Source organism: Pseudonocardia nigra, assembly GCF_019396355.1.
Taxonomy (GTDB): Bacteria; Actinomycetota; Actinomycetes; order Mycobacteriales; family Pseudonocardiaceae; genus Pseudonocardia; species Pseudonocardia nigra.
Genome location: NZ_JAHKRK010000176.1, coordinates 1 through 17,348 on the forward strand (window position 1 = coordinate 1; position 17,348 = coordinate 17,348).

Here is a 17,348-nt window from a genome sequence, read left to right on the forward strand (position 1 = left end):
ACTGGCCCAACAAAATGCCGAGACGGGGCTCGGCAAAATACAAACTGGCATAAAACCACGTTCGTGATAAAGCTCGACACACTGTTGAGTTCTCAAAAGACACCCGCACACCATCCGCGGCTGTTATGCCGCTTCCGGGGCTGTGGTTCCCACCGTACACCCTCCAGATTCGCCTGAATCCGGGGGCCCCTGTGGGGGGCGGTCGGCGGGCCCTGTTGACCGGGGCCGTGAGGCCTTCGTTCTTTCCGGTGTCCCGCTGACGAAGAGAAAGTTACGCGACGGGTTCGGGGCCGGTCAAATCGGCCCCCTATCAGGGGTCTGACCAGGGGAAACCGTCATTCACCGGGCTCGTCGCGCTTGGCAGGCGCGACGAACGGTCGGCCGTCCTCGGCGCTCCCGGCCGTGTCCGCAGTGTCGCGCGCAGTTCCATGACCTGGGGAAACAGTGGACGAGCCGGCCTGCTGCCGATCGGAACCACCGGTCGCACCGGGATCGGCGGCCTCTTTCCTGTGAGCCCGACCATAATCGTTTTTCACGCTCTCCGCGACGAATGGCGCGCCTTCCGTCGACAAACGGCGGAGCATGGCGTTGTAGGCGGTCAGGTCCGCGTCGCCGTCCACCTCGGCTCGTCGGTCATCGCGTCGGGCCGACCGCTCGTCCTGGCGCGACCACTGGACCAGCAGCGCGACCACCACCAACAGCAGCGGGACCTCCCCCGCTGCCCATGCCAACCCGCCCCCGAGCTGCTGGTCCTGCAGCGGATCCGGCACCCAGGGCAGGGCCAGGCTGCGGTAGTAGTCCCCGCCGAGCGCGGTGTTGGCGCTCATGACGGCCACCCCGAAGAAGGCGTGGAACGGCACGGACGCGAAGACGAGACCCATCCGCGCCGCCGGTGGCAGCCGGCGCGGCGCCGGGTCGACGCCGACCACGGGCCAGAAGAACAGTGCCCCGACCAGGAGGAAGTGCAGGTTCATGAGCTTGTGCGCCCAGTGTTCGGGCAGCGCGGCGGGGAAGAGCCCGGAGAAGTACAGGACGTAGTAGCTCCCGACGAACAGCGGCAGGGCCACCAGCGGGTGGGTCAGCCACCGCGCGACGGGCGCGTGCACCGCGGCGAGCAGCCACTCCCGCGGGCCGGGAGGCGCATTCCGGCCCGCCGCCGGCAGTGCCCGCAGCGCCAACGTCATCGGCGCGCCCAGGACCAGCAGGATCGGCACCAGCATCCCGAGGATCATGTGCTGGGCCATGTGGACGCTGAACATGGCGGGCCCGTACCGGCCGAGGCCCGAGCTCGTCGCGAGCAGCAGGGCGGCGCAGCCCGCGAGCCACCCGACGGTCCGCCCGGTCGCCCAGGCGTCGCCGCGGGCCCGCAGCCTCCGCACCCCGGCCAGGTAGGCCACCGCCAGCACGATCGCGGCGGTGCCGAAGATCAGGTCGAACCGCCAGTCGAACGCCAGCCGGGCCAGCGTCGGAGGGCCGGCGAGGTCGTACCCGATCACCACCTCGGTGCGGGACGGTGCGCCCGTCGCAATGTCCGGTGGGGCGGTGCGGCCGAGTGCCACCGCGAGCCCGATCGTCGCGAGCATGAGCAGCACTTCGACGCCGCCGAGCCGCAGCAGGGCACGGGCCTCACCGCGGGCCGCGGCGTCGACCGAGGTGCGCCGGTGCGCCGCGCCGAGCACGCCGAGCACGACCAACGCACCCGCCTTGGCGAGCACGAGCGCGCCGTACGTCGATCCGAGCAGCTCACCGAGCGGGATCCGCACCAGCGCGTTCAGCACGCCGGTGCCCGCCAGGACCAGCCAGCAGACGAGTGCCAACCGGGAGAAGCGCGGAACCGCTGTGGCGAGTGCGGCGTTGCGGTCCGGACCCCGGCTCGCCGCCACCGCCACCACCGCGACGAGCCCGCCGACCCACAGGGACGCGGCCGTGACGTGCAGGACGAGGCTGTCGGTGGCGATGTCGTGCGCCCCTCCCGACGCGGAGTGCCCGGTCAGCGTCACCGGCAGCGGGGCGAGCAGCGTGAGGCCGAACAGGAAGGCGCTCCACCCCCACGTCAGCACGGTGCGACACCCGACGAGCACGATCAGCGCCACGAGCGCCGTGAGCGACCACGCGGTGGCCGCGGACAGCCGCGGGACCAGTTCGAGCAACAGGCCGGGCTCGAGGACGTCACCCAGCGGCCTGCCCAGCGCGTCGGCCACGTTCAACGGCACCAGCAGCACGGCCGCTGCCGTCCAGCCGGCCGCGGTCCAGGACGCGAACCGCAGCGCACGGTATCCGGTGACGTCCAGGTAGCCCGACCGCTGCGGCGGGACGAGGAATGCCGCGAGCAGCGCGGCGCCGATCGTCAGGACCATGAACACCTCGGCGGCGGCCCGCACGGCGGGCAGGCCGACGGTGGTCAGCGTTCCCGGGTCGGGCAGCCCCAGTGACGCGGCGGGCCGCGCTCCGGACAGTGCGGTGAGCCCGGCGGCCACCAGCACGGCGACGACGGCCCCCAGCCCGACGACGCCCCCGACACCGGACGGTGGCCGGGTGGGCGGTGGTGGTTGCGTAGCGGGCTCGACGGTCGCGTGCGCCATGACCACAGGTTATGCCCGCCGCAGCGGCGGCCGCCCGCGACGGCGGTGCGGCGGGGGCCACTGCCACACTGCGGCCGTGACCGACGGCGGGGAGCAGGAGGACGGCGGCGCCGTCGCGGAGCGGCTGCTGCGGGCGGCCACCGACGCCCGCGGGAACGGCCCACTCGGCTGGGCGGCCGAACCCCTGGCGGGGACCGATCGTGTCCTGGACCTCGTGTGCGGCGCGGGCCCGCTCGCCGACGAGCTGCCGGCGGGCCGCTGGATCGGGGTCGACCCGGCGCCCGCCGCCGAGGGCCGCGCGCCCCGGTTGCGGGCCACGCCTGCCGCGCTCCCCCTGCGCCACAACGCCGTGGACGGGATCGCGGTGCTGCTCGCGCTGCCCGCGCTCCCCGACCTCGACGGCGTGTTCGCCGAGCTCCGGCGGGTCCTCCGCCCGGGCGGCACGCTCGTGGTGGTCGTGCCGTCGGCAGTGCCGCGCTCGGTGGCGGAGCTGCGGCTCGCGCCGCTGCTGGCCCCGGTGCACCGGGAGTGGCCGCACCGGTCGGCGCTCGACCGAGTGGGATGGCTGCTCGCCGCCGCCGATTTCGCCGTGCTGGGTGACGACCGCGTGCCGTTCGCTCTTCCCCTGCCGGACGCCGCGGCGGCGAACGCACTGGTGGCGGATCTGCCCCGGGCCGGGATCTGGCCGCCCGGCCTGCCGTCGGCCGTGCGCGACCGGGTGGCGGCCGGCCTGGCCCGCCGCGCGGGCCCGGACCGGGTGCTTCCCGTCCCCCTGCGCCGGCTCGTCGCCCGACGGTGACCGCACACACCGATCGGCGGCCGCACACACCGTCGGCGCCATGTGCAACCGCGCCGCGGTGTGTGCCGTCAGGAGTGAGGGGCCGCTGCCGCGCCCACCACCAGCGGGTTCTCCTCGACGGGGGCCGCGTCGCCGTCCACGAGGTCGGCGACGACGCACGTGATGTTGTCCGGTCCGCCGCCCGCGTTGGCCAGCTCGATGAGCCGGGCCACGACGGCCGACGGGTCGGCGGACCCGCCGAGGACCTCGTGGATCTCCTCGTCGCCCAGCACGGCCGTGACGCCGTCGGAGCAGATGAGGTACCGGTCACCGACGTGGCCGTCGAGGGCGAAGAGGTCCGGCTCCGGCTGGCTGCTGTCCTGGAGGGTGCGGATCAGCCAGGATCGGCGGGGGTGGACGGCGGCCTCCTCCGGCGACAGCCGCCCCTCGTCGACGAGCGACTGCACCAGCGTGTGGTCGCGGGTGAGCCGCCGCAGCTCGCCGTCGCGCAGGAGGTACGCGCGGGAGTCGCCGATGTGGGCGACGCCGATCCGGGTGCCGTCGACCAGGAAGGCGACCACCGTGGTGCCGGTCCCGCGCAGGTCCGTGTTCTCCTGGGCGAGCGCGGTGAGCCGGTTCGCCGCGTCGCCGAGCGCACCGCCGAGCGCGGCGGGCAGGTCGACCGCGGCCAGGTCGGTGGCGCGCAGCTGCGCGTCGAGGTCGAGCAGTGCGGTGACGGCGACAGCGCTGGCCACCTCGCCGTGGGCGTGCCCGCCCATCCCGTCCGCGACGGCGAGCAGGCGCGGGGTCGTGGCTGCGGAGTCCTGGTTCATCGGCCTCCGGCGTCCGACGTCGGACCCGGCCGCGGAACGCAGCATCGGTGACATGGCCCCACCCTCTCATGTTGTGAACGCGCTTCACAAGGGGGGCGTGCGTGAACTAGCGTCATGCCATGACCGGGGACACGACCGTCAGCACGGGCGACATCGCCCGGCTCGGCGGCGTCGGCCGTGCGGCGGTGAGCAACTGGCGGCGCCGGCACGACGACTTCCCCGCGCCGGTCGGCGGTACCGCGTCCAGTCCGCGGTTCGCCCTGGGTGAGGTTGAGGCCTGGCTGCGGCGCAACGGCAAGCCGTACCGGCTGTCGGCGGCGGACCGCGCGTGGCAGCGGCTGCGTTCGGGCGGCACCGACCTGCTCGTGCCCGCTCGGCTGGCCGCCGCTTCGGCCGCGCTGCTCGCCCGGCACGACCCGGCGCTGGTCGACCTCCTGCCCGGCGACGACGCCCCGACCGGGACCGACGCCGAGCTCGAGGCGCTGCTCGCCGACCTCGCCGAGACCCGCGGGCCCGCTGCGGCCGTCGAGGAGCTGTGCGCCCGGCACCGGCGCCGACCGGGCGAGCCGACCGACGCCCTCGCCACCGCGATGGCCCGGATCGCCGCGCCGGACGGCGGGAGCGTGCTCGATCCCGCGTGCGGCACCGGCAGCCTGCTGCTCGCCTGCGCACCCGGCACCGGGAGCGGCCAGGAGTCCGACGTCGACGCGGCCCGGATCGCCGCCGTCCGGCTGCTGTTCGCCGGACCGGCGGGCGCGGAGGCCCCCGTCGTCGCGGGTGATGCCCTGCGCTCCGACGGGTTCGCCGGCCGCGAGTTCGACGCCGTCCTGTGCGCGCCGCCTGCCGGCGACCGGGCGTGGGGACACGCCGAGCTCGCCGCCGACCCGCGGTTCGTCCACGGGCTGCCGCCGCGCGGCGAACCGGAGCTCGCCTGGGTGCAGCACGGGCTCGCACATGTGCGGCCGGGCGGGCTGGTGGTGCTGCGGCTGCCCGCCGCCGTCGCCGGGCGGCGCCCCGGCCGTCGGATCCGCGCGAACCTGCTCCGCGCGGGCGCCCTCCGCGCGGTGCTCACCGTCGAGGACGGCGCGGGCGGCGCGCACGGTGACCTCTGGGTGCTGCGCAGGCCGGAGCCGGGCGACCCGCCGCCGTCGGCGGTACTGCTGGGCCGCGCGGGCGTCGAGTCGGTCGCCGAGCTGTGGGAGTCGTTCCTCGCCGGCGCGGAGCGGCCGCGCCCCGCCCGGGCCGTGCCTGTCGTCGACCTGCTCGACGACGACGTCGACGTGAGCCCGGAGCGGCACCTGCCGCGCCGCGGCGGCAGCGACCCCGGCCGCACGTTCGACGCGCTGCGCCGGGCCGCGCCCGACGGCGTCCCGGCGCTGCGGGTGGTGCGCGATCCGCGGGACCGACCGGCCGCCACCGTCGCCGAGCTCGCCAGAGCCGCTGTGCTGTCCGTGCGGCACGCCCCGCGCAGCCTCCCCGCCGAGGGGGACCTCCCGGTCCTCACGGTCGCCGACCTGGCCACGGGGACGACGCCCACCGGCCGCACCGGCAGCGGTGCCCGCCTCGTGCGGGTCCGCCCGGGCGACGTCGTGGGCTCGCCGATGGGCCGGGCCCGGGTGGCCGACGCGTCCGCCGTCCTCGGTCCGGGCCTCACGGTCTACCGCACCGACCCCGAGCAGCTCGACCCGGAGTTCCTCGCCGGGGTCCTGCGGTCCGCCCCGATGCTCGCGGGCGGCGCGTCGAGCCGCTACGGCCACCGCGTCCGGGTGCCGCTGCTGCCGATCACGGAGCAGCGCGCGCACGGCGTCGCGTTCCGCGCCCTCCTCGACGCCGCCGACGCCGCGCGCGCCGCGGCCGAGCGGGCCGAGTCCCTGCTGCGGCTGGGCGGCGAGGGGCTCGTGGAAGGCTGGCTGCAGCCCGAGTAGGAGGGAGACCGGGTTGCGCATCGCCGATCGGTACGAGATCGACGACCTGCCGCTCGGCCGCGGCGGGATGGGCGCGGTCCACAGCGGGCTCGACACGCATCTCGGCAGGCGGGTCGCGGTGAAGTTCCTGCACATGCCCGGGGGCTCGCAGGAGCAGCGGCAGCGGTTCGTGCGGGAGGCCCGGATCCTCGCGCGCCTGGAACACCCCGGCGCCCCCATTCTCTACGACCTGGGCACGCACGAGCAACGGCTGTTCCAGGTGATGCAGTTCGTCGACGGCGTCACGGTGGACGACGTCGTGGCCGAGCACGGCGCGCTCCCGGTCCCCTGGGCAGCGGCGATCGCCGCCCAGGCCGCTGCGGTGCTGGCCGCGGCGCACGACCTGTCGATCGTCCATCGCGACCTGAAGCCGTCGAACCTGATGCTGCGCCCGGACGGCAGCGTCGTCGTGCTCGACTTCGGGCTTGCGATGCTCGGCGGCACCGCCCGGTTCACGCGCGTCGGGCAGATCTTCGGCACGCCCGCGTACATGGCCCCGGAGCAGGTGCAGCACGGTGTCGCCGACGCCCGCAGCGACCTCTACGCCCTGGGCTGCGTGCTGCACGAACTGCTCATGGGCGCGCAGCTGTTCTCCGGACCCACCGCGTACGCGATCTTCGAGCGGCAGGTGCGGGAACGCCCGCCTCCGCCGCCGGGCGTGCCCGCCGCCCTGGCCCGACTGCTCGCCGACCTGCTGGCGAAGGACCCGGCCGACCGGCCGGCGGACGCCACGGTGCTGCACGACCGGCTGGCCCCGTTCGCCGTGGACCTGCCGGCGCTACCGGGCTTCCTCGCCCCCGAACCCGGTGCCGGGCAGCGCTACGCCCGGATCTGGGCGACGGCGGGGCCCGGCCAGATTGCAGCAAAGCCACTTTGACGCAACGGAACTGCATGAAAGTGGCTTTGCTGCAACGCGGGCAGCTCCGTCACGAGCCCCCGGCCGATCCCGCCACCGCCACCACGCTGACCACGACGGCCACGCTCGCCTGCACCGCCTGCACGGCCTTCTGCACCGCCTGCCCGGCCCAGTCGCCCTGGGCTACCTCCTTCGCCCGCGCCCGCAGCTCCCGCCGCGGCCCGTCGACGACCTTGTGCTCGGCCTTCACCGCGTGCAGCAGTGAGATCAGCAACGCCAGGTGCTGGTCGGGCGCCTTCCCGTCGAGCAGCACGGCCGCGACCCGTCCGCGCAGCTCCTTGCGCGCGCTCGCGTCGACGGCGGGCCAGCTCGTCAGCGGGAACAGCCCGAGCGGTCTCGTCCGCTCGCGGCGGACCAGCCCGCGCTCGGCCAGCCGCTCGAGCACCGGCTCGCGCGTCTTGCGGGCCAGCCGCTCGACGGCCTTCTGGGCCTTGAGCGGGGCCGGGCCGAGCCGGGCGAGCGCAGCGTCGAGCAACGGGTCGCCGGTGGGGGCGGCGTTGGTCAGCGTGAGCCGCGCCTTGGCGTCCTCACGGTCGGCCGTGACCCGGTCCCGGGTGGACAGGTCGAGCAGCAGTGCGCCGCCGATCGCCCGGTCGAGCGAGGTGCTGTCGACCACGGGGCGGCCGGTGTCGGGGCGCAGCAGCAGGAGGACGAGGTCCTCCGTGATCGTGCTCATGCTGTCCTTCCTTCCTCGATGTCGGTGATGAACTCCAGCACACGGGCGTTCACGTCGTCGCCCGCTCCGGTGAGAGCTGCCCACGAGATCGCGTCGACGTGTCCGGCCACGGCTCGGCCCGAACGTCGGGCAGCACGTTTGCGCGCGCACGCAGACCATGGCCGCGGACGACGGCGGCTGCGGCCGGTGCCCGATCACGTCGGCCGCTCCGCCCGGACGGCCAGCAGCACGGCCGTCTCCAGCTCGGCAGCGGCCGCGCTCAGGTCGAAGGCCGGATCGCCCAGCCACTCGGCCACCACCCCGTCGAGCGCGCCCCCGATGACGAGCGCGAGCGCCCGGATGTCGAACGCCCGGAACACCCCTGCCTCATGGCCGAGCTCGAGGATCCGCGCCACGCCCTGCCAGCGGCCGGCGCCGGCGGCGGAGCCCGGTGCCAGCGCGCGCTCGCCGTCCCGGTCGCGCACGAGGCCTTCCACGAGCACCCGCACCTGCTGCGGGTGCTCCCGCAGGTAGCCGACGGCCCCGCGCAGGTACGCGACCAGCATCTCCTCCGGCCCGTCGGCCGCGTCCACCCGCTCGCCGACCGCCTCGGCGAAGCCGGTGATGACGTGCATCGTCGTCGCCTCCATCACCGCGTCCTTCGACGCGAAGTGGTAGAGGACCGCGGCTTTGGAGATCCCCGCCCTGGCCGCGATGCCGGACAGCGAGGCGCGCGCGGGGCCGCGTTCGGCGACCAGCTCGATCGTGCAGTCGATGATCTGCCGGCGCCGGGCCTCCTCGGTGAACGTGAGCGGGCGGGCGTCGGGCATCTCGTCTCCTCCGGGGCGTTCACACGTCGCGGGACCCACCCGCCACAGGGCGAGCGCACCGAACACCATCGTCCATCCCACGATCGACAGCGCCGCCGGCGCCACCGCGAGGTACTCCGCCGTGCCCGGGTCGGACGCCCCGGCGATCCCGTGCAGCGCCGCACCGGGCAGCAGCCGGACGAGGGCGTCGAGGCCGGGGATCCAACTCAGGACGGTCGGCAGCGCGAGCACCGCCAGCGCCACGACGACCCCGCCGCCGGTGCTGCGCAGGACCAGCCCGGCCGCCAGGCCGACGAGCGCGTAGAAGACCGGGCTCACCGCCGAGCCGAGGGCCAGCCGGACGAGCGCGGCGTCGAGCGGTGCCGCCGGCAGCCCCGCGACCAGCAGCGCGAGCTGCCCGGCCAGCGTGCACAGCACCGCCGTGACGGCGGCGACGACCAGTGCGACCGCGGCGACCACCACCGCCTTGGCCACCACGACCCGGCCCCGTCTGGCGGTGAGCAGGAACGTCGGCTGCGCGAGGCCGGTGGAGTACTCCGAGCCCGCGAACGAGGCGCCCACCACCATGAGCACGATCGCCGCCACGTCGATCCCGACGAGCGCCGCACCGATCACCTCGGCCGGGGGCAGCGCGCTGAGCGTCCGCCCCTGGGTGATCGGCAGGCTCACGACGAACAGCAGCGCCATCAGCGTCGAGGCGATCACTGCGGTGACGGCCGGCCAGGGCAGTGAGCGGACCGAGAAGAACTTCGTGCGCTCGGCGCGCAATGCGGCTGCGCTGCTCACGCACGGCCCATCGTGGGCCAACGCAGCGCGCAGGCGCTGTGCCGACGATTCGCTCGCAAGGTCGCTCATACCGGCTCCTCCGTCCGTGCCGTGAGTGCGAGGAACGACTCCTCCAACCGGCTGCCCTGCTCGGCGAGCCTGCGCAGCGCGATCCCGTGCTCGAGCGCCACGCGCCCGACCCGGTCGGCCGGGATCCCCCGCGCCTCGAGCCCGTCGGGACCCTTTGTGACGGCGGCGCCGGCGTGCCGCAGGACGTCGGCGAGCAGCGCCGTCGCGCCGTCGTCGGCGGGCGCCACGCGCACCGTCGCCGCGCGGGCCCGCAGCTCCGCGACGTCGAGCGCGTCGATCAGCCTCCCGTTCCCGATCACGACGACCCGCTGCGCGGTCTGCTCCATCTCGTTCATCAGGTGGCTGGAGACGAACACCGTGCGGCCCTGCGCCGCGAGGTCCTGCAGCAGCGAGCGGACCCGGCGGATCCCCCTCGGGATCGAGACCGTTCAGCGGCTCGTCGAGCAGCAGCACGCCCGGATCGCCGAGCAGTGCGCCCGCGATTCCCACCCGCTGCCGCATCCCGAGCGAGAACGTGCCGAGCCTGCGGTCGGCCGCGGCGGCGACCCCGACGAGCCCGAGCACCTGCTCCACCCGGGAGCGCCCGATGCCGGCGGCGTCGGCCATCCAGCGCAGGTGCGCCCGTGCGCTGCCGCCCGGGTGCATGCACCGCGGGTCGAGCAACGCACCGACCTCCCGGGCGGGCGACCGCAGCTCCCGGTACGGCTTCCCCACGGCGTGGCGGAGCCGGCCGTGGGCGCGCGTCCAGCCCCAGGACCATCCGCATCGTCGTCGACTTGCCCGCGCCGTTCGCCCCGAGGAACCCCGTGACCGCCCCGGGCCGGACGTCGAACGACAGACCGTCGACGGCGAGCACTCGCCCGTAGCGCTTCGTCAATCCGCGTGCACTGATCACGAATTCCCCCTAACCGTCCGGTAGATTATCTGACCGATCGGTCCGAGTCCCATCGCCTCCGCGGCTTGGAGGAGTAGTGCCGGGGCACGGTGCTCGAGCGCGCCCGGCCGAAAGCGACGGGCCGGTCCCGCTGACCGCGGCGCTCGCGCCTGCTCGGCCGCCGCCCGCCGAGCGCCTCCTCGACGAGGTCGGCGGCACGTGCCGTGCCCCCTTCCTCCCGCAGCTCACGACGGATCGCGGCGCTCCGGGCGGCGACCTCCGGCGAGCCGGCCAGCTCGAGCAGGGCGGCGCGCAGCTCCGCGACCGTCACCGTCGGCGACTCGACGCGACGGGCGACCCCGGCGGCGACCAGCGCGTCCGCGTTCGCGAACTGGTCGACGGCCTGCGGGGCCGCGATCATCGGCGTGCCCGTCCACAACCCTTCGACGGATCCGCCCATCCCGGCGTGAGTGAGGAACGCATCGGCGTGGGCGAGGATCGCGAGCTGCGGCACCCAGGAGTGCACCTCGACCGACGCCGGCACGTCCCCCAGCTCGGCCGGGTCGACCCGTGCGCCGATCTGCAGCACGACGTGCCAGCCCGGGAGCTCCCCGAAGGCCGCGACGCAGCGGCGGTAGAAGTCCGGATGGTCGGTGTACGCCGAGCCGAGCGAGACCAGCAGCACCTTCTCGGCGTCCGCGGGCCGGCGCCACTCCCCCTGCTCCGGCCGCTCCTCCAGGCACGGGCCGACGAACGTGAACTGCGACCCGACCCGGTCGGCGTTCGGCTGCAGGACGCGCGGCACGAGCACGAGCGCGCGCTCCGGACGGCCCGCCCACGTCTCGTCGGCGGGCATCCCGTTCTCACCGAGCCAGGTGTGCAGCTTGCGGTAGTAGTCGGCCCCGCGCGGGTCGGCCTTCATCGCCGCGACCGTTTCGGCCATGTCGTCCTCGTAGCCGTCCCAGGCGACGTACGTGGGCGAGAGCTGGACGGCCGGGACACTCCAGTCCTTCGCGAGCATCCGGGCCGGACCGCCCGCGATGTCGTAGAGGAACAGGTCCGGCCGGTCTGCGTCGTAGGCCGCGCGCAGCTGCGGGAGCATCGCGATCGCGTCGTCGAGGAACAGGGTGAGCGCATCGATGTCGTCGCCCGCCCACTCCTCGTCCCGGTGGAACGGCAGCGTCGGTGGTAGGGCACGAACTCGGCGCCGACGGCCCGCACCGTCTCGGCCCACGCGGGGTCGTTCGCGTAGGTGACGCGGTGGCCGCGCGCGACGAGCTCCCAGATGACCTCCAGGCTCGGGTTCACATGCCCCGGCGCCGGGATGCTGACCATGGCGATATGCGCCACGAGGCGCTCCTTCCCTCGAACCAAAACGAGACGGTTCGTCTCGTTGTGAGGGCAGCATGCACGGCGAACGCGCCGAAGTCAAGACGGTTCGTCTCGTCTCGTTGTAGGGTCTGGGCCATGGCGCAGACCCCGGACCCCTCGCGCCGCAGCGAACGCTCGCGGCGCGCGATCCTCACCGCGGCGGCCGACCTCGTCCACGAGGTGGGCTACCGGAAGCTGACCATCGAGGCGATCGCCGCCCGCGCCGGCGTCGGCAAGCAGACGATCTACCGGTGGTGGCCCTCGAAGGGCGCGGTGGTGCTCGACGCGTTCCTGGCCGCGGCATCGCAGGGACCCGAGGGCCTCGCCCTCCCCGACACCGGCGACGTGCGCGCCGACATGCGCGGCGTCCTGCGCGCCATCGTCGCCGAGCTCGCCGACCCCCGGCTCTCCGCGACCTCGCGTGCCCTCACCATCGACATGCAGGGCGACCCCGACCTCGCCGACGGCATGCTCGAGCGACTCCTCGGCCCGCAGTTCGCCGCGATCGCCGACCGCCTCCGCTCCGCCCAGGCCGCCGGCCAGCTGCGCCCCGACGTCGACATGTCGGTGGCCATCGAGATGTTCATCGGCCCGCCCTACCACCGGTGGCTGCTGCAGACCGGCCCCCTCACCGAGGCCTACGCCGACACCGTCACCGACCTCGCCCTGCGCGCCCTCGGCCCGTGATCGACCCCGCCCGGGCGCGGCGACCCCGGCCGCGACGGCCCGCTACCCTCGGACCCGGGCGGTTCCGCGGAACCGCACCGGCCTCCGTAGCTCAGCTGGATAGAGCAAGAGCCTTCTAATCTCTAGGTCGCAGGTTCGAGTCCTGCCGGGGGCGCGCAGGTCAGAGCGTTGTGAGGCACTTGATCAAGTGCGCCGTGGTGCTATACGTGGTGCGAGTTGCTCGCTACAGTCCCACTATGACCGCCGCCACACGGCCCCGACGGCGCGCCCGCGGGAGGATCGAGGTCCTGCCCAGCGGCGCCCTGCGCGTGAGCGTGTACGCGGGGCTCAACCCGGTTACCAAGCAGCGGCACTACCTCAAAGAGGTCGTGCCCCCGGGACCGAAGGCCGCCGCGCAGGCCGAGAAGGTGCGTACCCGCCTGTTGTCCGAAGTGGACGACAAGCCCAGCGCGCGGACGAACGCGTCGGTCGACCAACTTCTTGACCGCTACCTCGACGTGCTCAAGATCGAGGACACGACCCGCACGGGCTACGAGCGCCTGATCCGCCTGCACATCCGCCCGGTGCTCGGCTCTCTCTCGATCGGCCGCGTCAACGGCGAGACGGTGGACGCGTTCTACGCCCAGCTCCGTACCTGCCGCGCCCGCTGCGGCGGGCGCCCGTACGTCGAGCACCGGACCGACGTCGACCACGAATGCGACGAGCGCTGCGGCGCCCACCGCTGCCGGCCGCTCGGCGAGGCTTCCCTCCGTCAGATCCACAACGTGTTGAACGGCGCGTTCAGCCGGGCCGTGAAGTGGCGGTGGATCGGCGTCAACCCGATCGCACAGGCGCAGGCACCCACGGCCCCGACACCCGACCCTCAGCCTCCCACGCCCGCGCAGGCAGCTCGGATCTCCGCCGAGGCGTGGAAGGACCCGGACTGGGGCATGTTCGTCTGGCTCGCGATGACCACCGGGGCACGGCGTGGCGAGCTATGCGCACTGCGATGGGACCGGATCGACTTCGCCGCCGGCGTCCTCAACATCCGGTCCAGCATCGCGCAGACCAGCGGCCGAACCTGGGAGAAGGACACCAAGACCCACCAACGCCGGCGGATCGTCCTCGACGCCCAGACCCTCACTCTGCTTCGCGCCTACCTGCAGCACTGCGCCGAGCGCGCCGCGACCTTTGGCGTGGAGCTGCGCGACGAAGCGTTCGTGTTCTCGCCCGAGCCGGACGGGAGCATGTGGCCGAAGCCGGACTTGGCGACGCAGCGCTACACCCGCATGTGCGCTCGGCTCGGGTGGGACATGCACCTGCACCAGCTCCGCCACTACTCGGCAACCGAGCTGATCGCCGCCGGGGTCGACGTGCGCACGGTCGCAGGGCGCCTCGGGCACGGCGGAGGTGGGACGACAACACTTCGGGTCTACAGCGCGTGGGTGGCCGAGGCTGATCAGCGGGCTGCCAACTCGCTCGCCGCGCGGATGCCCGAGCTACCGGCGCAGATCATCGGCGACTCCGCGCAGGGTGGGATGCCGGTGCGTTCCGACGATGGTGACTCTGACCACCCGTACCAGCGCATCGCGGGCGACCTGCGGGCCGCAATCCGGTGCGGAGCACTGGACGAGGGCGATCCGCTTCCCACCGTAAAGCAGCTCGCAGCCCGTTACAGCGTGTCGGTTGCTACGGCCCACCGTGCAGTCAGCATCCTGACAGAGAGCGGTGAGGTCGTCGCGTCGAGAGGACGCAGATCGGCAGTGAGAAGGACTACGGCCGAAGCGGCGGTGCTGTCTTCGGTGTGAAGGCGGACGCATCGACTTAGCTATAGCTACTGCCCTCTGCTGCCGTTGCCCGCCGATCGACCTGCGCGGTCGTGCCGGCAAGCTGCCGACCGTGCTACTGGCTCGCGACGCCGGTGGTGGCTAACCGCTGATCCGGCATCGGGCGCGCCGCAACGTCCGAACGCTCACGTCACAGTCTGTCCAGAAGGCCGCCGAGGGCTTACCCACGACCCTCGGCCTGCATCAGCCGCAGGTTATCCGACTGCGTGGAGGGCCGGATGTGGCCGATCAGCGGGTCCAGGTGCGCTCCCACGCACACCGGGGTGCGGAGCCACCAGGCGGAGGCCCCGGGGCCGGCGTGCCGTCCGGCGTGATCCGGCCCCCGCACCCGATGGGCGGTGCCCGGGGACCGGCCGGAGGCCGCACGGCTCGGGCACCGCCTCACGGCGCCGCTTGATTAAGGAAGGAAAGTAGGCCCGCTCGGTGTTCACCGACGCGTCGCGGGCCCGCAACGCACTCAAGAACGTCGTCGCCTCAACATGAAGCTCGAACGTCTCACCGTCAATGACGACCCAGGAAACGTCGCCCGACGCCGACGTCGCCCGCTCCGCGCGATAGCTCTGCGGCACGCGCCGAAAGTAGCCAACGTGCCTGTCACTGCTCTGATATTCGTGAGGGACACGCCGAACGGAAAGCAGAACGCAGGTCCCTGGCAGCGTCCGGTACGTGTAGATAAGGTTGATCGACACCCGGGCCGCGGGCGGGTACGTCGTCGGCGCCGGCTCGCGGGTCCCCGACTGCGCATACACCGAGTTCTGCGACCTGCCGGTCCGGGACCTACGCGAACCCGACCGTGCGCAATTTCGCCGCGCATCTCGAGGCCGGGACCGTGACCGCCGGCGCGGTCGAGGCGGGATCCTCGAGCAACAGGCTGTCGATCTCGCCGAGGTCGACCCGGTGCCCGCGGATCTTCACCTCGTCGTCGGCGCGAGCCGAGCCAGGAGCTGTCGGCGGGCACCCCGTCCGGCGGTGGCACGGCCTGCACCCCGACCAGCGAGTCGGGCGCCGGGGACGCCGCGCTCGACCTCGAGGGTGAGCACCAGCAGCAGGGCGTACAGCAACCCGCCCTGGCGGTGTCCCCCGCCGTTCCGACGAGCACCAGATAGCCACTCGATGAGCCTGACGCGAGCGCAGCGGAAGTCGCTTCGGCGCCGCGCCCTCAGCCATGACTCACGGGGGACGCCGATCGCGGCTCGAGTACGTCCACTAGGCAAACGGTCCACTCGGCCCAAAGGCCCCGAATCGGCGACGGTTGCCGCCGACGGAGCTGGTCGGGGCATTCCTCTGTGTCGCGCCGCCGCCGCGACCGGTCGGGGAACGTCCGGATCAGCGGGAGCTCATACCGACCGGGTGGCGGGTGCCGGATGTGGTGCGGCCAGCGGCAGTTCGACCTCAAAGCGGCATCCCGGCCCGTGGTTGTGCGCGCGGATCCGCCCGGCATGGGCCTCAACGAGACCGCGCGCGATCGCGAGTCCGAGCCCGCCCCGCACCGAGTTGTCGGGGCTGCGGGCGGTCGCCCCGAGGAAGGCGACGTCGAAGACTCGCTCCAGGTCCGCGGGCGCGATGCCGCCGCAGGCGTCGTCCACCCGCAGCCAGGCGCGGTCGCCCGCCGCGCCCGCGGTGACGACCACCGTGCCGTCCGGTGGGGTGTGCCGGACCGCGTTGGACAGCAGGTTTCGCACGACGCGCGCCAGCTCGGGATCGCTGCCGCGCACGAGCGGCCAGGGCCCGCCGGGCTCGGTGCGCAGTTGTACGCCCTTGCGGGCGGCGAGGACGTCCTCGGCGGCGAGGGCCTCGCTGACCACGTCCTCGAGTGACACGGTCGAGAGCGTCAACCGGAGTGCGCCGGAGGTGATGCGTGAGAGCTGGAACAGGTCGTCGACCATCTCCGAGAGCCGTTCGGTTTCGTTGCGGATGCGGCCTGCGTACGTCGCCACCGCGTTCGGCTCGGCCACGACGCCGTCGGCGAGGGCCTCGGACATTGCCCGGATGCCGGCCAGCGGGGTGCGCAGGTCGTGGCTGATCCAGGTGACGAGTTGGCGTCGTGATGCCTCCGCGGTCCGCTCTGCCGCGTGCGCCTCGTGCAGCCACATCAGCTCGCGGGCGATGCCCCGGCCGAGCAGCATGGCCGCCGGGACCGTCACGGCGGCGACGACGGCGCAGATCACCACGGTCGCTCCGAGCAGCGGGCTGTACATGAACCCGCTCGTGCCGAGCACGCCCGCCAGCGCGGCCAGCACCGGGACGAGGACGAGCACGGTGACCGAGGCCGTGATGGAGCGTCGCCGCATGCGGGCGAGCACGACCGCGCCGACGACCGCCACCGGCACCGAGAACAGCAGTGACACCGGTACGACGGCGAGCAGTTCACCCATCACGGCTCCTGGGTGTCGTAGCGGTACCCGACGCCCCAGACGGTCGCGATCCGTCGCGGCGTCGTCGGGTCGTCCTCGATCTTCTCGCGCAGCCGCCGGACGTGCACCGTCACGGTGGACCTGTCGCCGAAGTCCCAGCCCCAGACGTGCTCGAGCAGTTCGTTGCGGGTGAAGGCCTGGCCGGGTTTGCGGACGAGGAACGCCAGCAGGTCGAACTCGCGCACCGTGAGGGCCAGCGGCGCCCCGCGCAGCCGGACTCGTCTTCCCGCGACGTCGACCTCCAGCCCGCCGTCGAGGAGGTTGCGCGCGCCGGCCTCCGGGGCGGGGCGCTCGCGGGCGCGCCGCAGCACCGCGCCGACGCGCAGCACGAGCTCTCGGGGGCTGAACGGCTTGACGACGTAATCGTCGGCGCCGAGCTCGAGGCCGAGCACCCGGTCCTCCTCCTCGCCGAGCGCGGTCAGCATGATGATCGGCACGTCGGTCGCGTGCCGGCGCATCCGTCGGCACACCTCGAGACCGCCGAGCCGCGGCAGCATCAGGTCGAGGAGGACGACGTCGGGTGAGGTGTCGTCGAACGCGTGCAGCGCTTCCTCGCCGTCGCCCGCGACCGCGACCCGGTAGCCGGCCCTGTCGAGGTAGCGGCCGACGACGTCACGGACGGTCAGGTCGTCGTCGACGACTAGAGCGTGTCCCTTGGATCATGGGACGGGGTCGCGGAGCCAGATCCTGATCGAGGCGACGTCGATGGTTCCGCGGAACATGTAGTCGCGCTTGTCGTAGCGGGTGGCGACCGCGCGGTGGC

Annotated in this window: 13 protein-coding genes, 1 tRNA gene and 3 pseudogenes; 6 read left to right on the forward strand and 11 right to left on the reverse strand. The window is 73.7% G+C overall.

Annotated features, from left to right (window positions below):
* Positions 1–335 precede the first annotated feature (335 nt).
* Complete coding sequence (locus tag KME75_RS30680; protein WP_219418421.1) at positions 336–2,582, reverse strand: bifunctional copper resistance protein CopD/cytochrome c oxidase assembly protein; 2,247 nt, start codon at positions 2,580–2,582, stop codon at positions 336–338.
* A 76-nt stretch (positions 2,583–2,658) separates the two neighbouring features.
* On the opposite strand from KME75_RS30680, the gene KME75_RS30685 reads away from it, so the two are divergent.
* Complete coding sequence (locus KME75_RS30685; RefSeq protein ID WP_219418422.1) at positions 2,659–3,381, forward strand: class I SAM-dependent methyltransferase; 723 nt, start codon at positions 2,659–2,661, stop codon at positions 3,379–3,381.
* A 68-nt stretch (positions 3,382–3,449) separates the two neighbouring features.
* Here the strand turns inward: KME75_RS30685 and KME75_RS30690 are convergent, their stop codons facing one another.
* Positions 3,450–4,247, reverse strand: a complete 798-nt coding sequence (locus tag KME75_RS30690; RefSeq protein ID WP_219418423.1) for a PP2C family protein-serine/threonine phosphatase — start codon at positions 4,245–4,247, stop codon at positions 3,450–3,452.
* 65 nt (positions 4,248–4,312) lie between these two features.
* On the opposite strand from KME75_RS30690, the gene KME75_RS30695 reads away from it, so the two are divergent.
* Positions 4,313–6,118, forward strand: coding sequence for an N-6 DNA methylase (locus tag KME75_RS30695; RefSeq protein ID WP_219418424.1), 1,806 nt, complete (start codon positions 4,313–4,315; stop codon positions 6,116–6,118).
* A gap of 13 nt (positions 6,119–6,131) precedes the next feature.
* On the forward strand, positions 6,132–7,034 hold the full coding sequence (locus tag KME75_RS30700) for a serine/threonine-protein kinase (RefSeq protein WP_219418425.1): 903 nt from the start codon (positions 6,132–6,134) through the stop codon (positions 7,032–7,034).
* A gap of 49 nt (positions 7,035–7,083) precedes the next feature.
* Here the strand turns inward: KME75_RS30700 and KME75_RS30705 are convergent, their stop codons facing one another.
* The 6 genes and pseudogenes from KME75_RS30705 to KME75_RS30725 all read right to left on the reverse strand — a co-directional run.
* Entirely contained in the window at positions 7,084–7,749 is a 666-nt protein-coding gene (locus tag KME75_RS30705) for a GOLPH3/VPS74 family protein (protein WP_219418426.1), read from the reverse strand.
* Between the two features lie 194 nt (positions 7,750–7,943).
* Positions 7,944–9,344 carry a TetR/AcrR family transcriptional regulator gene (locus KME75_RS46225; RefSeq protein ID WP_308283250.1) on the reverse strand — a complete coding sequence of 467 codons (1,401 nt, stop codon included), beginning with the start codon at positions 9,342–9,344 and terminating at the stop codon, positions 7,944–7,946.
* 65 nt (positions 9,345–9,409) lie between these two features.
* Positions 9,410–9,769, reverse strand: coding sequence for a DUF8746 domain-containing protein (locus tag KME75_RS46230; protein WP_219418427.1), 360 nt, complete (start codon positions 9,767–9,769; stop codon positions 9,410–9,412).
* A 130-nt stretch (positions 9,770–9,899) separates the two neighbouring features.
* Positions 9,900–10,058 (reverse strand): annotated as a pseudogene (locus tag KME75_RS46235) (ABC transporter ATP-binding protein); the annotation flags it as partial.
* 145 nt (positions 10,059–10,203) lie between these two features.
* Positions 10,204–10,308 (reverse strand): annotated as a pseudogene (locus tag KME75_RS46240) (ABC transporter ATP-binding protein); the annotation flags it as partial.
* Positions 10,309–10,462: 154 nt separating this feature from the next.
* Positions 10,463–11,622, reverse strand: a pseudogene (locus tag KME75_RS30725) (macrolide family glycosyltransferase); the annotation flags it as partial.
* 132 nt (positions 11,623–11,754) lie between these two features.
* On the opposite strand from KME75_RS30725, the gene KME75_RS30730 reads away from it, so the two are divergent.
* The 3 genes from KME75_RS30730 (at position 11,755) to KME75_RS30740 (ending at position 14,132) form a co-directional block, all read left to right on the forward strand.
* On the forward strand, positions 11,755–12,345 hold the full coding sequence (locus KME75_RS30730; protein WP_219418429.1) for a TetR/AcrR family transcriptional regulator: 591 nt from the start codon (positions 11,755–11,757) through the stop codon (positions 12,343–12,345).
* A gap of 80 nt (positions 12,346–12,425) precedes the next feature.
* A tRNA-Arg gene (locus KME75_RS30735) sits at positions 12,426–12,499 on the forward strand.
* Between the two features lie 82 nt (positions 12,500–12,581).
* Complete coding sequence (locus KME75_RS30740; RefSeq protein ID WP_219418430.1) at positions 12,582–14,132, forward strand: site-specific integrase; 1,551 nt, start codon at positions 12,582–12,584, stop codon at positions 14,130–14,132.
* A gap of 816 nt (positions 14,133–14,948) precedes the next feature.
* Here KME75_RS30740 and KME75_RS30745 read toward each other — a convergent pair.
* The 3 genes from KME75_RS30745 to KME75_RS30755 all read right to left on the reverse strand — a co-directional run bounded on the left by KME75_RS30745 (position 14,949) and on the right by KME75_RS30755 (position 17,211).
* Complete coding sequence (locus KME75_RS30745; protein WP_219418431.1) at positions 14,949–15,086, reverse strand: hypothetical protein; 138 nt, start codon at positions 15,084–15,086, stop codon at positions 14,949–14,951.
* A gap of 422 nt (positions 15,087–15,508) precedes the next feature.
* Positions 15,509–16,546 carry a sensor histidine kinase gene (locus tag KME75_RS30750; RefSeq protein WP_219418432.1) on the reverse strand — a complete coding sequence of 346 codons (1,038 nt, stop codon included), beginning with the start codon at positions 16,544–16,546 and terminating at the stop codon, positions 15,509–15,511.
* Positions 16,546–17,211, reverse strand: coding sequence for a winged helix-turn-helix domain-containing protein (locus KME75_RS30755; protein WP_219418434.1), 666 nt, complete (start codon positions 17,209–17,211; stop codon positions 16,546–16,548). The genes KME75_RS30750 and KME75_RS30755 overlap by 1 nt, the downstream gene beginning before the upstream one ends.
* Positions 17,212–17,348: the final 137 nt, after the last annotated feature.

Coding starts and splice junctions, on each gene's coding strand:
- KME75_RS30680 (WP_219418421.1), bottom strand. CDS start 2,582: ATGGCGCACGCGACCGTCGAGCCCGCTACGCAACCACCACCGCCCACC.
- KME75_RS30690 (WP_219418423.1), bottom strand. CDS start 4,247: ATGTCACCGATGCTGCGTTCCGCGGCCGGGTCCGACGTCGGACGCCGG.
- KME75_RS30695 (WP_219418424.1), top strand. CDS start 4,313: ATGACCGGGGACACGACCGTCAGCACGGGCGACATCGCCCGGCTCGGC.
- KME75_RS30705 (WP_219418426.1), bottom strand. CDS start 7,749: ATGAGCACGATCACGGAGGACCTCGTCCTCCTGCTGCTGCGCCCCGAC.
- KME75_RS30730 (WP_219418429.1), top strand. CDS start 11,755: ATGGCGCAGACCCCGGACCCCTCGCGCCGCAGCGAACGCTCGCGGCGC.
- KME75_RS30740 (WP_219418430.1), top strand. CDS start 12,582: ATGACCGCCGCCACACGGCCCCGACGGCGCGCCCGCGGGAGGATCGAG.
- KME75_RS30750 (WP_219418432.1), bottom strand. CDS start 16,546: ATGGGTGAACTGCTCGCCGTCGTACCGGTGTCACTGCTGTTCTCGGTG.